Here is a 14,633-nt window from a genome sequence, read left to right as displayed (position 1 = left end):
CCTCGCTAGGCGGCCGGGGCGACGAGCCGGTAGCCGACGCCGCGCACGGTCTCGATCAGCGCGGGCATGCGCAGCTTGGCGCGCAGGGAGGCGACGTGCACCTCCAGGGTGCGGCCGGTGCCCTCCCAACTGGTGCGCCAGACCTCGCTGATGATCTGCTCCCGCCGGAAGACCACTCCGGGCCGCTGGGCGAGCAGCGCGAGGAGGTCGAACTCCTTGCGGGTCAGCTGGACGACCGAACCGTCCACGCTCACCTGGCGGGTGGGCAGTTCGATGCGTACGGAACCGAGGAGCAGCGCGTTCTCGGCCGCCGCGGCCACGTCCTCGTGGACGGTGCGCCGGCTGACGGCATGGATACGGGCGAGCAGCTCGCCGGTGTCGTAGGGTTTCACGACGTAGTCGTCGGCGCCCAGGTTGAGCCCGTGGATGCGGGAGCGCACGTCGGACCGCGCGGTCACCATGATCACCGGGGTGCTGGTGCGCTTGCGGATCTTGCCGCAGACCTCGTAGCCGTCCTGGTCGGGCAGGCCGAGGTCGAGCAGGACCACGCCGAAACCCGCACCCTCGGGGACGAGCGCCTGGAGGGCCTCCTCGCCACTGCGCGCGTGCGTGACGTCGAAGCCGTGCCGCGCGAGGACGGCGGACAGCGCCGCGGCGACGTGGTTGTCGTCCTCGACGAGGAGCAGTCTCACTCCGTCCCCCTCCGGTTCAGCGGTCGTACGGTCTCGGTTCTCTTGCGCCGTGTACTCGACGCACGCGCGCGTGCACCATGGCAGTGACGCCGATTGGTAAGGACGGCGTCAAGAGGGTTCGGGTTGCCCGCCGCTTCCGTTATCCGGCCGATACGCACACAGGTCACAAGTGCTACGACATGTGTCCGCTTGCTATCGGATCGTGATGCTCAGATCTCCCTCAGATGTGATGACGCAGGTCACAGCCGCTCACTACTGTCCTCGGAAACCGAGGAGGACGGAGCCCGAGAGCGATGACCAATGTATCGGTGGCCAAGGAGGACGCGGCCGCATCCGACGAACTGGTCGTCCTGAAGAGCGTCAACAAGCACTTCGGCGCGTTGCACGTGCTCCAGGACATCGACCTGACGATCGCCCGCGGCGAGGTCGTCGTGGTCATCGGGCCCTCCGGGTCCGGAAAGTCGACCCTGTGCCGCACCATCAACCGTCTGGAGACGATCGATTCGGGCGCCATCACGATCGACGGCAAGCCGCTGCCGCACGAGGGCCGCGAACTGGCCCGGCTGCGGGCGGACGTCGGGATGGTCTTCCAGTCCTTCAACCTTTTCGCGCACAAGACCGTGCTCGAGAACGTGATGCTGGGCCAGCTCAAGGTCCGCAAGACGGACAAGAAGCAGGCCGAGGAGAAGGCGCGGGCCCTGCTCGACCGGGTCGGCGTGGGCACCCAGGCCGACAAGTACCCCGCCCAGCTGTCCGGCGGCCAGCAGCAGCGTGTGGCCATCGCACGCGCACTGGCCATGGGCCCGAAGGTCATGCTCTTCGACGAGCCGACCTCGGCCCTCGACCCCGAGATGATCAACGAGGTCCTCGAGGTCATGCAGCAGCTCGCCCGTGAGGGGATGACCATGGTCGTCGTCACCCACGAGATGGGCTTCGCACGATCGGCTGCAAATCGTGTCGTCTTCATGGCGGACGGCCGGATCGTCGAACAGGCTGCGCCCGACCAGTTCTTCAGCAACCCGCGCAGCGACCGGGCCAAGGACTTCCTGTCCAAGATCCTGCACCACTGACGGCACGCCCCGGTCGCGTCATCCGCGCCACAGGGACCTCGTTCCTCACCACCCAAAGGATGTTCACCATGAAGCTCCGCAAGGTCACCGCCGCCTCGGCCGTCCTGCTCTCCCTGTCCGTGGCAGCCACCGCGTGCGGCGGCGACAAGAAGGACGACAACAGCTCCTCCGGCGGCGGCAAGAAGATCACCATCGGCATCAAGTTCGACCAGCCGGGCATCGGCCAGAAGACCCCGCAGGGCTACGCGGGCTTCGACGTCGACGTGGCGACCTACGTCGCCAAGAAGCTCGGTTACGGCGCGGACCAGATCGAGTGGAAGGAGTCGAAGAGCGCCGACCGCGAGACGATGCTCCAGCGCGGTGACGTCCAGTTCATCGCCGCCTCCTACTCGATCACCCCGGAGCGTCAGCAGAAGGTCGACTTCGCCGGCCCCTACCTGCTGGCCCACCAGGACGTGCTGGTCCGCGCGGACGACAACTCCATCAAGTCGCCGAAGGACCTCAACAACAAGAAGCTGTGCTCGGTCACCGGGTCCACCTCGGCGCAGAACGTGCACGACAAGCTGGCCCCCAAGGCGCAGCTGCAGGAGTACCCGACCTACTCCGCCTGCCTGACCGGTCTCCAGAACAAGGCCATCGACGCCCTGACCACGGACGACTCGATCCTCGCCGGTTACGCCGCGCAGTCCCAGTTCAAGGGCAAGTTCAAGCTCGGCGGCTTCAAGATGACCAACGAGAACTACGGCATCGGCGTCAAGAAGGGCAGCGACCTCAAGGCCAAGATCAACAAGGCCCTGGAGTCGATGGTCTCCGACGGTTCCTGGGAAGCGGCCGTGAAGAAGAACTTCGGCCCGGCCAACTACAAGAACGAGCCCGCCCCGAAGATCGGCGACATCAAGAGCTGAGGCAACGCCCCACCGGCGCGCCGCCGTTCCTGACGGCGGCGGCGCGCCCGGGCATTCCTACACGCGGAAGCGCGGGAGATCGTGTTCGACTTTCTTGACAAGTACGACGTGCTGGGAGCCTTCTGGACGACGGTGCAGCTGACGCTGCTGGCCGCCGTGGGCTCCCTGGTCTGGGGTACCTTGCTGGCCGCCATGCGGGTCGGCCCGGTGCCGCTGATGCGTGGTTTCGGCACCGCGTACGTGAACATCGTGCGGAACATCCCGCTCACGGTGCTCATCCTGTTCGCCTCGCTCGGTCTGAACCAGACCCTGGGTGTCAGCCTGGGCGCTGACGCGTTCGAGACGGTCAATTTCCGACTGGCCGCGCTGGGCCTGATCGTCTACACGTCGGCCTTCGTCTGCGAGGCGATCCGCTCCGGCATCAACACGGTGCCGGTCGGCCAGGCCGAGGCGGCCCGGGCCATCGGCCTGAGCTTCACCCAGGTGCTCTTCCTGGTCGTACTTCCGCAGGCCTTCCGCGCGGCCATCGGCCCGCTGACCAACGTGCTGATCGCACTCACGAAGAACACCACGGTCGCGGCGGCGATCGGCGTGGTGGAAGCGGCATATCTGATGAAGAAGATGGTCGAGAACGAGGCCCAGCTGCTGTTGATCTCCGCGGTCATCGCCTTCGGGTTCATCTGCCTGACCCTGCCGACGGGCCTGATCCTCGGCTGGGTGGGCAAGAAGGTGGCGGTGAAGCGATGAGTTCGGTCCTGTACGACGCCCAGGGTCCCCGCGCCAAGCGGCGCAACATCCTCTACACGGTGTCCTTCATCGTCGCGGCCGCGGCCGTCGTCTGGTGGGTGTACACGGCCCTCGACGAGAAGTCCCAGCTCGACTGGGTCCTGTGGAAGCCGTTCTTCAGCTCCGAGGCGTACTCGACGTACATCTGGCCCGGCCTCCAGAACACCTTGAAGGCCGCCGCCCTGGCGATGATCATCGCCTTGCCGCTGGGTGCCGTCCTCGGCATCGCGAGGCTCTCGGACCATGTGTGGGTGCGGGTCCCGGCCACGGTCGTGGTCGAGTTCTTCCGCGCGATCCCGGTGCTGGTCCTGATGATCTTCGGGAACGAGCTGTACAGCCAGTACACGAACGTCAGTTCCGACGACCGCCCGCTGTACGCCGTCGTCACCGGCCTGGTGCTGTACAACGCGTCGGTGCTCGCCGAGATCGTCCGCGCGGGCATCCTCGCCCTGCCGAAGGGGCAGTCCGAGGCAGCCATGGCGATCGGCCTGCGCAAGAACCAGGTGATGCGGCTCATCCTGCTGCCGCAGGCGGTCACCGCGATGCTCCCGGCGATCGTCAGCCAGCTGGTGGTCATCGTGAAGGACACCGCGCTCGGCGGCGCCGTCCTCACCTTCCCGGAACTGCTCGCCTCGGCGAACACGATGAGCGGCTACTACGGCGCCAACACCATCGCCTCCTTCACGGTGGTCGCCGTCATCTTCGTGGTCATCAACTTCTCGCTGACCTCCTTCGCGAGCTGGCTGGAGCGCCGGCTGCGGCGGCGCAAGAAGTCGAGCGGTGCGGTGCTCGGAGCCCAGGACGTGGCGGACATCGCGGGCACGGCCTCGACCGGAACCGCGGCCTGACACCCGTTCAGACCCGAATGCACCACCCGGAGGCAGTGGCGTGATCGCCACTGCCTCCGTTCGCTTGACGCAAACTCTGCCAATGGGTTGCATACGTTCTGTGATCGTGCACCCCGCTCCACCTTCCTGTTCACTTGTGACCGTCAGGGCATCGTCACGGGCAGGGGGCGCCGCGTCATGGACCCGGTGATCATCGTCGGAGCGGGGCCCGTCGGGCTCACGCTCGCCCTCGCGCTGGCGCGTCAGGAGGTGCCGACCGTCGTCCTGGACGAGGGGCCCGGCAAGGACGAACCCCGTCCGGCGCGCACCGTCGTACTGCGCGAGGACACGGCCGCCCTGCTGGAGCGGCTGACCGGGGTGCCGTTCGGGGAGCACGGCGTGCGCTGGACCGGATGGCGGTCCCTGCGGCGCAAGCAGGTGGTGACCGAGGTGGAGTTCGGCGAGGACGACCCCGCCGCCCCGCTGCACATCGCCCAGCACGTCCTCACCCAGGCCCTGCGTGCCGCCGCCGCCGAGGAACCGCTGGTCAAGGTGGCGGTGGACAGCCGTCTGGACGCCATCGAGCAGGAACGCTCCGGCGTCAGCGCGCACACCCGCGGCACCCACGGCACCTGGTGGCGCGGCAGCTACCTGGTCGGCTGCGACGGCACCCGTTCGACCGTGCGCAAACTCCAGGACATCCGCTTCCCGGGCCGTACGGCGGTGGAACGACACGCCGTCGCCACGCTGCGTGCGGAACTTCCCTGGGAGGGTCGGGCGTTGTTCCATCGGACACCGCCGTGGCGGCAGTCCGGGCCCTCGGCCGGGGAGGTGACCGCCCGCCCCCTCCCGGACGGCGCGTGGCGCCTCGACTGGCTGCTGCCGCCGGGCAAGGACCTGGTGACGCCCGAGACCCTGGTGGCCCTGGTCCGCGAGACCCTCGCGGGCTGGTCCGGCGGTTCCACGCCGGTGTACGAGCTGCTGGACACCGGGGTCCACACCGTGCACCACCGGCTGGCCCGCCGGTGGAGGGTCGGCCGGGTCTTCCTCGCCGGGGACGCGGCGCATCTGCTGGGCGCGTTCGGCACCCAGGGGCTCGACGAGGGCCTGCGCGACGCCGACAACCTGGCCTGGAAGCTGGCCGTCGCCTGGCACCGCGGCCCGCGCGAGGCCCTGCTGGACAGCTACCAGACCGAGCGGCGCACGGCGGTCGCCGCCCGGCTGCGCGCAGCCGACCAGACGCTCCCGATACTGCGCGGCGGAAGCGGGCTGCGTCACATCGTGCCGGGGACGGCCCGGGGACATGACGTCCTGCTCGCCGACGGTCATTTGGGGCGCGGGCCGCTGGGTGCGCCGGGGGCGTACGCCGACTCTCCGCTCGCCCCCCGCCACCTGGAGGCGGACATCGCCGTCGACACCCCGGCCGGCGCGCCGGTCACGGACGTGCGGGTCACCGCGGAGGACGGCTCCTTCGTCCAACTGCGCGACCGGCTCGGCCGGGGCGCGCTGCTCGTCGTCCTGATCGCCCCCGGGACGGGCGTGTGGGAGCGCAAGCACTGGGTCTCCGCCGGTGTCATGCCGCGGCTCGCGGCAGCCGTGACCGCACTGCCGCACCCGGCGGAGCTGCTGGTGGCGGAGAGCTACCCGGGTGCGCCGGCGCACAGCGTGCTGCTCGTACGCCCCGACGGCCACCTGGTCACCGCGCTGAGCGGGGTCCGGCCGGCCGACCTGTACGCGGCGGCCGAGGCCGCGGTGGGCGGCGAGGTGAAGGAACCGGCGGAGGCCCCCTCCGGCGCGCGCTGACCGTGAGCGCTGTCACCCTCTGTCCACATGGTGACGGTGAGTTGACCGGGCTACGGCGGCGTGCTGTACTCCGGATCGTGACCGACACCTGTGTGCGCCTGTGGCGGAGGGTCCATATGGACCTCGTCCGCTACGCGGGCTGCGTGTGTCGTTCGTCCTGCTGAATTCGCCTCTTCTTCCGGGCGCCGTCGCGCGCCCGTTCCGCGAACCTTCCTCAGGACGGTGTACGTGTCTGTCTCCTCTCCTTCCGCGTCCGCTGCCGTCGGCGCCGCGCCCAGCCAGGCGGACCTCCTCGACTTCGTACGGCGCACGGCGGCCGACGCCGAGCTGATCTCCTCCCTCCCGCTCGATCCCGAGGGCCGCACCTGGGTACGGCTGGAGGGGCCCGGTGGCAGTGAGGCCTGGCTGATCGGCTGGCCGCCCGGCACCGGCACCGGGTGGCACGACCACGCCGACTCGATCGGCGCCTTCGTCACCGCGTCGGGTGAGCTCAAGGAGTACTCGCTCGCCGCCCGGCTGCCCACCGACGGCTGGAAGACCCTGGAACTCGACGAGGACGTCGACCGCGAACGCCGGCTGTCCGCCGGGAACGGCCGTGCCTTCGGCCACCACCATGTGCACGAGGTGCTCAACGAGTCCACGGACCGGCACGCCGTCTCGGTGCACGCCTACTACCCGCCGCTGCCGCGCATCCGCCGCTACAGCCGCACCGGCCAGGTACTGCGCCTGGAGCAGGTCGAACGCCCGGAGGACTGGCAGTGAGCGACGCCACGAACGCACGACCGACGGGCACGGCCGGAGCGGCGGCGGGTACGAGCGGTCAACGGCCGGTCGGCATCGACGCATTGCTGGATCGTGTCCGCGCCGGATACCAGCGCATCGAGGCGCGAGAGGCGCACGAGGCGGCGCGCACCGGTGAGGCGCTGCTGATCGACATCCGTTACGCGGCACTGCGTGACCGGGACGGGCTGATCCCCGGCGCGCTCGTCGTCGAACGCAACGAACTGGAGTGGCGTCTCGATCCGCAGGGCAGCCACCGCGTGCCCGAGGCCACCGGGCACGATCTGCGCGTCGTGGTGATCTGCAACGAGGGCTACGCCTCCAGCCTCGCCGTGGACTCCCTCCGGCAGTTGGGCCTGCACCGGGCCACGGACCTGGTGGGCGGCTTCCAGGCGTGGCGGTCGGCGGGCCTGCCCGTGGAGGCCGCATCCCGCTGACGGCGGCCCGAGGCATACGGAACCCCCGTGCACGGCACGGGGGTTCCTCACTTCTGCGCCCTCGGGCCTACTCCTGCGCGGTGGCCACCGTGACCGCCCGCACCCGCAGCGCCGCCCGGCCCGGCACCGCGCTCGCCACGAGGGCCAGGAGGCCGGCGATCCCGACGACGGTGACGTAGAGCAGGGGCGTGACCGAGGGGGCGGCACGGCCTGTCATGCCGAGACTGAACGCGGTGAGCACCGCCAGGGCGATTCCGCTGCCGAGCGAGGTGGCGAGGAACAGGACGGACAGCACCTCGGTGCGCAGCATGCGCAGCACCTGGCGACGGGTGGCTCCGGCGAGGCGCAGCAGGGCGAACTCGCGGACACGTTCCGCGACGGACATCGCGAGTGTGTTGACGACGGCGATGGCGGTGAAGGCGAGAACGAGCCCCATGGCCAAGTAGTTGACCTCGGCGTTCGCCTGCTGCCGTTCGGCCTGGAGACCGTCGGCGGCGGCCGGAGAAAGAATGTCCAATCCCGGGAACTTACGGAGCGTAGTCATGAGTTCTCTTTGTGTGCGGGTCGTGGTGACGAGGACGGAGGAGGCGAGCGGGTTGTCGACGTGGCGGGCCACGAGGTCGTGGGCGAAGGTGAGATCGCCGAAGCCGAGACCGCGGGCGTAGACGCCGGCGACGGTGAACGTGGCGGGCGTGCCGTCGCCGAGGGTCAGTTTCAGGGTGCTTCCCGGCTTCAGGTGGTGCTGATCGGCGGCCAGTTCGCTGACGGCGACGGTGTCGGGGGCGAGTCGGCCGAGGGAGCCGGCGGTGACGTCGGGGTCCCAGGTGCGGGTCAGGCCGGCCGGGGTGACGCCCTGTGCGGAGTACTTGTCGAGGCCGATGCGGACGGTCGTGCGGACCACCTCGGTGACGGTGTCGTGCCGCGCGCGCAGTCGTTGTGCGGCCTCGCCGGGGACGCCGGGGCCCTGTGCGGCGACGACCCAGTCGGCTCGCACGCCTTCGCGGGCCTGGGTGCGGGCGGCGTCGCCGAGCGTGGACTGGACGAACAGGACGGTGCAGGTCATGCCGATGAGCAGGGTGAGGGGGGTGACGACGGAGGCCATACGGGCGGCGTTGCCACGCAGGTTGGCGGTGGCGAGGCGGCCGCTGTGCCCGGTGAGCCGGAGCGGGCCGGCGAGCAGCAGGGCGGCGGCCCGGACCAGGAGGGGACCGAGGAGGGCGACGGAGGTGGACAGGACGACGACGGCGAGGAAGGTCACGGGCGTCGAGGCGGGTTCGGTGCGCAGGGAGGTGAGGAGGACGACGAGGACGACTCCGCCGGCGAGGAGCAGCAGCCCGGCGGCGATGCGGCCCCAGGCGGGGCGGGTGCGTTCGGCCCTGGCTTCGGCGAGGGCCTCGGCGGGGCGGATTCCGGCGACCCTGCGGGAGGCGATCCGGGCCGCGGCCCAGGCGCCGAGCAGGGTGGCGGCGAGGGCGGCGAACGGCGGGAAGACGCTGACGGTGTGTTCGAGGGTGGCGGGTACGGCTCCGAGGGCGACGAACCGGGAGTGCAGCCAGGCGCCCAGCGGCAGCCCGAGCAGGGCGCCGGTGGTGCCCGCCGCCGCGCCGACGATCAGCGCCTCCCGGCCGAGGAGCCTGCGGATCTGTCCGGGAGTGGCGGCGATGGCGCGGAGCAGGGCGAGTTCGCGCCGGCGCTGCTGGACGGTGAGTGCGAAGGTGCCGACCACCACGAGCACGGCCACGAGCAGTGAGGTGCCGCCCATGGCGCCGCCCATGCTGACCAGACGGGTGCGGGCGGCTGCCGCGTCCAGGAACTCGACGGGGCCGCGGGCGTCTCCGGTGCTGACCCGGGCGGTGGTGCCGTGCAGCGTCTTCTCCACGGCCTGCCGTACGTGCTCCGGGTCCGCGCCCTTCTCCGGCAGCACGCCGAACGCGCTGACCCGGCCCGGGTGTGCGGCCAGCCGACGGGCCTCGGTGGTGGTGAAGAAGAGGGACGTCTGGTGGCGTACGGCGGTGGCCGGGGTGGCGATACCGGTGATCCGGTAGCTGCGCGGGGCCCGCGTGGACTGCACGGTGAGACGGTCACCGGGGCGCAGACGAGCCCGGGCGGCGAGGTCGTTGTCGACGACCAGGTCACCGGCGGTCCGGGGCGCGCTGCCCGTAGTCAGCCGGTACGGCGTGAGCGCGGCGGACTCCCAGGCATGCCCGTACGCGGTACGGCCGTCGGTACCGGCCGAGGTCAACGGCTGGGCGAGGAAGGTGAGTTCGGGGACGACCCGGGCCACGCCCGGGGTGTGCGCGAGTCTGCCGCGCAGTCGCTCGGGGATCCAGGCCCGCTCGGCGATGGGCTTCGCCTTGTGTTTGATCTTGGTCTTGCCGTGCTTGTGTTTGACGGTGGTCCGGTGAACGTACTGGTCGCCGGAGACGACGACGGGAGCCGCGGCATAGCGCTCGGTGCGGATGGTGCCGCGCAGCCCGGTGTCGAGGAGGGTGCCGCAGGCGGTGATGAGGGCTGCGGCGCACATCAGGGCGAGGAAGGCGCCGAGGAATCCCGCCTTGCGGGCACGGACGGTCTTGAGGGCATAGCGCAGCATCATCGGGCGGGCTCTCTTCTGTTCTGTTGTGCGCATCGGTTGTGTCGTACGCGGTCGGCCTCGGCGGTGCGTGCCGTGGTCGGGGCGTGCGTACAGACTCGCTCGTGCGGTGGTGCGAGAGCACTGCGGTGGCCCGGCGTCTCGGGAGGGGGGTAACCCCACCATCCTCCGTCGGGGCCGGTGATGCCGGCTGACGCGGACGCAAAGGGGTGAGCCCGCGCGTTCAGCTCTGGGGGGCGTCGGCCGGCCGGCTCCGGCGGACGCCCGGCGCCGTCAGAAGTCCCCGTCCCCGAGGAAGTCCGTGTCCTCGCCCTCTTCCTCCAGGGCCTGGCGGACGACGCGGAGGGCCATGCCCTCGGGGTAGCCCTTGCGGGCGAGCATGCCGGCGAGGCGGCGGAGCCGCTTGTCGCGGTCGAGGCCGCGGGTGGCGCTCAGTTTGCGGGCGACCAGTTCCCGGGCGGTCGTCTCCTCCTGCTCGGAGTCGAGTTGGGAGACGGCCTCGTCGATGAGTGCCGAGTCGACGCCCTTGGTGCGCAGTTCCCGGGCGAGTGCGCGCCGTGCGAGCCCCCGTCCGTGGTGCCGGGACTCCACCCAGGCGTCCGCGAACGCGCCGTCGTCGATCAGCCCGACCTCTTCGAACCGCGACAGCACCTCGTCGGCCACCTCGTCGGAGATCTCCCGCTTGCGCAGGGCGTCCGCGAGCTGCTTGCGGGTGCGCGGGGTCCCGGTGAGCAGGCGCAGGCAGATCGCCCGTGCCCGCTCAACCGGGTCCCCTGAAGACTCCCCCCGCTCGGCCCTCGACGAGGAAGGGGCGCCTTCGTCCTCACCGGGCGCGTCCCCGAAGCCGCGTCGGCGCCGGCCGCGTGCCCGGCCGCCCCGCGTTCCGGCGGTGCCGCGGCCGGGCGCGCCGCCCCCGTGCGGCTCGTCGCCCGCGCCGGCCCGGTACCCGCTGCCATCGTCCTCATGGCTGTCCTGGCCGCGGTATCCGTCGTACGGGTGACCGTCGTCGTCCCCCGTCGGGGCGGAGTCCGGGTGGCCCCCCGTGCCCCTCCCCCGTGGGGCACCGGGGGTGGCGTACTCGTACTCGGCCCAGTCGGTTCGTCGTGTCACGGGTCAGCTCTTGGCTGCGGCGGCCTTGGGCTTGGTGGCCTTGGCGGCAGCGGGGGCGGGCACCGTCTTGGCGTCGTCGGCGGCAGCGGCGGCGGTCCCCGCGGCGTCGGCACCCGGCTCGGCGGCGGGTTCCTCCGGCCGGACCCCCACGCCCAGCTTCTCCTTGATCTTCTTCTCGATCTCGTTGGCCAGGTCGGGGTTGTCCTTGAGGAAGTTGCGCGCGTTCTCCTTGCCCTGGCCGAGCTGGTCGCCCTCGTACGTGTACCAGGCGCCGGCCTTGCGGACGAAGCCGTGCTCCACGCCCATGTCGATCAGGCCGCCCTCGCGGCTGATGCCCTGGCCGTAGAGGATGTCGAACTCGGCCTGCTTGAAGGGCGGGGCGACCTTGTTCTTCACGACCTTGCAGCGGGTGCGGTTGCCGACCGCCTCCGTGCCGTCCTTCAGGGTCTCGATGCGGCGGATGTCGATGCGCACGGAGGCGTAGAACTTCAGCGCCCGGCCACCGGTCGTGGTCTCCGGGGAGCCGAACATCACACCGATCTTCTCGCGGAGCTGGTTGATGAAGATGGCGGTGGTCTTGGACTGGTTGAGCGCACTGGTGATCTTCCGCAGCGCCTGGCTCATCAGACGGGCCTGCAGACCGACGTGGCTGTCGCCCATCTCGCCCTCGATCTCCGCGCGCGGGACGAGCGCGGCGACGGAGTCGATGACGATGAGGTCGAGGGCGCCGGAGCGGACCAGCATGTCCACGATCTCCAGAGCCTGCTCGCCGTTGTCCGGCTGGGAGAGGATCAGGTTGTCGATGTCGACGCCGAGCTTGCGCGCGTACTCGGGGTCGAGGGCGTGCTCGGCGTCCACGAAGGCGACCTGGCCGCCGGCCTTCTGGGCGTTCGCCACGGCGTGCAGGGTCAGGGTCGTCTTACCGGAGGACTCCGGTCCGTAGATCTCCACGACACGGCCGCGCGGCAGGCCGCCGACGCCGAGGGCGACGTCGAGTGCGGTCGACCCGGTCGGGATGACCTCGATGGGCTCCCTCGACCGCTCGCCCATGCGCATGACCGCGCCCTTGCCGAATTGCCGTTCAATCTGTGCGAGCGCGGCGTCGAGCGCCTTCTCGCGGTCGGTTCCTGCCATGGGTTCCACCCGGTTTGCTTGAGTCGATCGCTTCACGTCAAAGACGCTAACGCCTGCCACTGACAATGCGCCCCGACGCCGGCCCAGCCTGTGGACAACCGCGGGACCTTTCCCGACATACCGGGTCGAAATCCCCTACCGGAAGCCTTGCCCGAGCTTCTATAAGAATGGATGTTCGATTTTGGTGTCAAGCGCGCCACGCGGCCCCCCGGGGCTGCCTCCGACCCCTTCCCGGGCAGCCGGACGCCGCTACTCCCGGTGGCGTACCGAGGGTGTCTTCGACCGGACGACGACCGTGCGGACCGCCGCCGGGAGCCTTGGCCCATGAGGATTCCGAGGGTTCCGCGCACCGCCGACCGCGTATGTCACGTCACGGGGCTGCTGCTCGTCCTGGCCGGCCTGGCGCACCTGGTGGTGTTCGCCGTCGACGGCGGCCCCTGGGACGGTCCCGTCTCCTGGCGCAAGCCCGTCACGTTCGGGCTCTCCTTCGGGGTGACGCTGATCGCGATCACCTGGGTCACCTCGTACCTGCGGATCGGTGAGCGGCTGCGGGCGGTCCTGCTGCTCGTCCTCGCCGCCGACTGCGTGGTGGAGGTGGGCGGCATCACGCTCCAGGCCTGGCGCCGGGTGCCCTCGCACCTGAACATGGAGTCGCCCCTGAACACGGCCGTGTCCATGACGCTCGCGGTGGGCGGCGGTGTCCTGGTGGTCCTGCTCACGGTCGTCGCCGGCGCGTCCTTCCGGCACCGGCCCACGGGCCCCGCGGGCATGCCGCTCGCGGTGCGCTCCGGATTCGCGCTGCTGCTGGTGGCGCTGGCCTCGGGCGCCGCGATGATCGCGCGCGGTGTCGTCCTGACCCGGACCGGACATCAGGAGGCCGCCTACCACTCGACGGCTCCGCTCAAGCCGCTGCACGGCGTGAGCCTGCACGCGGTCCTCGTCCTCCCCCTGCTGGCCCGGCTGCTGTCCCGCACGCCGTGGAACGAGCGGACGCGCGGGCGGATCGTGACCGCCGCGACGGGCTGCTACGCGACGGCCGTCGCGGCGGCGGGCGTGTGGGCGGCGGTCACCTACTGACGCCGCCGCGCGCACCCGTGCGGGTACCTGCCGGGCTTCGCGCCCCGGAAGGGGCGGCCGCTACGACGGCTCCTCCGTCCCGGGCCGGCCCGCCCACAGCCGGCGTACGCGCACGAATACACCGGGGCTGCTCGACCTGCTGCCGCGGTGACCGAGGACCCGGGGGTCGTCCGTGACGTCGTACCGCTTCACGTACGCCCCGAGGAACGCCTGCAGGGTGGCCACCGCGGGAATGGCGATCAGCGCGCCGACGGCACCGAGCAGGGCGGTGCCCGCGATGACCGAGCCGAAGGCGACCGCCGGGTGGATGTCGACCGTTTTGGAGGTCAGCTTGGGCTGCAGCATGTAGTTCTCGAACTGCTGGTAGACCACGACGAAGACCAGCACCCACACCGCGTACCAGGGATTGACGGTGAACGCGATCAGCATGGGCAGCGCGCCCGCCAGGTACGTCCCGATGGTCGGGATGAACTGCGAGACCAGGCCCACCCACACGCCGAGCACGGGCGCGTACGGCACACCCAGCGCCTCCAGCAGGATGTAGTGCGCGACCCCGGAGATGAGCGCCATGAGGCCGCGCGAGTACAGGTAGCCACCGGTCTTGTCGACGGCGATCTCCCAGGCGCGCAGCACCTCCGTCTGGCGTGCGGGCGGCAGGACGGAGCACAGGGCGCGGCGCAGCCGGGGCCCGTCGGCCGCGAAGTAGAACGAGAACAGCGCGACCGTCAGCAGCCGGAAGAGCCCGCCGAGCACCTGCGCGGAGACGTCGAGCACGCCCGCCGCGCTGTTCTGCGCGTACTTGCGCAGCCAGTCGGAGTGGAGCAGGCCCTCCTGGACGTCCACCCGTCGGAGCTCGGTGTGGAAGGACTGGTTGATCCAGTTGATCAACGAGTCCAGGTAGTCCGGAAAGCCCTCGACCATCTTGATGATCTGTCCGGCGAGCATGGAGCCGAGCAGGGTGACGAACCCGGCGGTGACGACCGCCAGCCCGAAGAAGACCAGGAAGGTGGCGAGCCCCCGGCGCATGCCGCGGGCGGCCATCCGGCTCACCGCGGGCTCTATGGCCAGGGCCAGGAAGAACGCGATCAGGATGTTGATCAGCAGTGCGGTCAGCTGGTGGAAGGCCCAGCTGCCCAGCTGGAACGCCGCGATCAGCGCGAGCGCGAGCACCATGGCGCGTGGCAGCCAGCGTGGCATGCGCGCGGCCGGGGCGACGGTGCCGGCGGCCGGGGGCCGGTCGGGCGGCGTCGCGCCGGTCGGATCTGCTTGCCGGGCGGGCGGCTGGATTTCCTCGTCAGTGGGTGCCACGCGCCCAGTCTCGCCGACTCCACCGACAACCGGCGCCCACCTGCGCCTTTCGTGACCGAGAAGTTCCGTTCGGTCGCGGCCGCCGTGGCCCGGACCAGGGCATTTCAGTCA

The 14,633-nt window shown here is 70.8% G+C and carries 14 protein-coding genes; 9 read left to right on the top strand and 5 right to left on the bottom strand.

All coding sequences use genetic code 11. From position 1 onward, the window contains the following. Positions 1–5: 5 nt before the first annotated feature. Positions 6–692, bottom strand: coding sequence for a response regulator transcription factor (locus ACF08B_RS12625; RefSeq protein ID WP_073897769.1), 687 nt, complete (start codon positions 690–692; stop codon positions 6–8). A 293-nt stretch (positions 693–985) separates the two neighbouring features. Here ACF08B_RS12625 and ACF08B_RS12620 point away from each other — a divergent pair, with 293 nt between their 5' ends. From ACF08B_RS12620 to ACF08B_RS12585, 8 genes are all read left to right on the top strand, one after another. Next, on the top strand, positions 986–1,762 hold the full coding sequence (locus ACF08B_RS12620; protein WP_073897771.1) for an amino acid ABC transporter ATP-binding protein: 777 nt from the start codon (positions 986–988) through the stop codon (positions 1,760–1,762). 68 nt (positions 1,763–1,830) lie between these two features. Then, positions 1,831–2,667 carry a glutamate ABC transporter substrate-binding protein gene (locus ACF08B_RS12615; RefSeq protein WP_392317327.1) on the top strand — a complete coding sequence of 279 codons (837 nt, stop codon included), beginning with the start codon at positions 1,831–1,833 and terminating at the stop codon, positions 2,665–2,667. A gap of 81 nt (positions 2,668–2,748) precedes the next feature. After that, on the top strand, positions 2,749–3,414 hold the full coding sequence (locus ACF08B_RS12610; RefSeq protein WP_392317326.1) for an amino acid ABC transporter permease: 666 nt from the start codon (positions 2,749–2,751) through the stop codon (positions 3,412–3,414). Next, the gene (locus ACF08B_RS12605) at positions 3,411–4,301 is read left to right on the top strand and encodes an amino acid ABC transporter permease (RefSeq protein ID WP_392317325.1); all 891 of its coding nucleotides are present in this window, start codon (positions 3,411–3,413) and stop codon (positions 4,299–4,301) included. The genes ACF08B_RS12610 and ACF08B_RS12605 overlap by 4 nt, the downstream gene beginning before the upstream one ends. A 177-nt stretch (positions 4,302–4,478) precedes the next feature. Further along, entirely contained in the window at positions 4,479–6,083 is a 1,605-nt protein-coding gene (locus tag ACF08B_RS12600) for an FAD-dependent monooxygenase (protein ID WP_392317324.1), read from the top strand. Positions 6,084–6,199: 116 nt separating this feature from the next. After that, the gene (locus ACF08B_RS12595; protein ID WP_331454204.1) at positions 6,200–6,247 is read left to right on the top strand and encodes a hypothetical protein; all 48 of its coding nucleotides are present in this window, start codon (positions 6,200–6,202) and stop codon (positions 6,245–6,247) included. 64 nt (positions 6,248–6,311) lie between these two features. Further along, positions 6,312–6,845, top strand: coding sequence for a cysteine dioxygenase (locus ACF08B_RS12590; RefSeq protein WP_392317323.1), 534 nt, complete (start codon positions 6,312–6,314; stop codon positions 6,843–6,845). Positions 6,846–6,919: 74 nt separating this feature from the next. Next, a complete protein-coding gene (locus ACF08B_RS12585) occupies positions 6,920–7,300 on the top strand; it encodes a rhodanese-like domain-containing protein (protein WP_392317716.1) in 381 nt (126 codons plus the stop codon). A 67-nt stretch (positions 7,301–7,367) separates the two neighbouring features. On the opposite strand, the gene ACF08B_RS12580 is transcribed toward ACF08B_RS12585, so the two are convergent. The 3 genes from ACF08B_RS12580 to recA all read right to left on the bottom strand — a co-directional run bounded on the left by ACF08B_RS12580 (position 7,368) and on the right by recA (position 12,137). After that, the gene (locus ACF08B_RS12580) at positions 7,368–9,896 is read right to left on the bottom strand and encodes an ABC transporter permease (RefSeq protein ID WP_392317715.1); all 2,529 of its coding nucleotides are present in this window, start codon (positions 9,894–9,896) and stop codon (positions 7,368–7,370) included. A gap of 270 nt (positions 9,897–10,166) precedes the next feature. Next, positions 10,167–11,003 carry a recombination regulator RecX gene (recX, locus tag ACF08B_RS12575; RefSeq protein WP_392317322.1) on the bottom strand — a complete coding sequence of 279 codons (837 nt, stop codon included), beginning with the start codon at positions 11,001–11,003 and terminating at the stop codon, positions 10,167–10,169. Between the two features lie 3 nt (positions 11,004–11,006). Then, a complete protein-coding gene (recA, locus tag ACF08B_RS12570; protein ID WP_392317321.1) occupies positions 11,007–12,137 on the bottom strand; it encodes a recombinase RecA in 1,131 nt (376 codons plus the stop codon). A 324-nt stretch (positions 12,138–12,461) separates the two neighbouring features. On the opposite strand from recA, the gene ACF08B_RS12565 reads away from it, so the two are divergent. Next, positions 12,462–13,214, top strand: coding sequence for a hypothetical protein (locus tag ACF08B_RS12565; protein WP_392317320.1), 753 nt, complete (start codon positions 12,462–12,464; stop codon positions 13,212–13,214). A 60-nt stretch (positions 13,215–13,274) separates the two neighbouring features. Here the strand turns inward: ACF08B_RS12565 and ACF08B_RS12560 are convergent, their stop codons facing one another. Next, positions 13,275–14,522 carry an AI-2E family transporter gene (locus tag ACF08B_RS12560; RefSeq protein ID WP_392317319.1) on the bottom strand — a complete coding sequence of 416 codons (1,248 nt, stop codon included), beginning with the start codon at positions 14,520–14,522 and terminating at the stop codon, positions 13,275–13,277. Between the last annotated feature and the right edge of the window lie 111 nt (positions 14,523–14,633).

The sequence above is a fragment of the Streptomyces sp. NPDC015139 genome (assembly GCF_043079785.1).
Lineage (GTDB): Bacteria > Actinomycetota > Actinomycetes > Streptomycetales > Streptomycetaceae > Streptomyces > Streptomyces albidocamelliae.
Note: the sequence above shows the minus strand (reverse complement) of the source record. Positions and strands in the feature narration are given on the sequence as shown.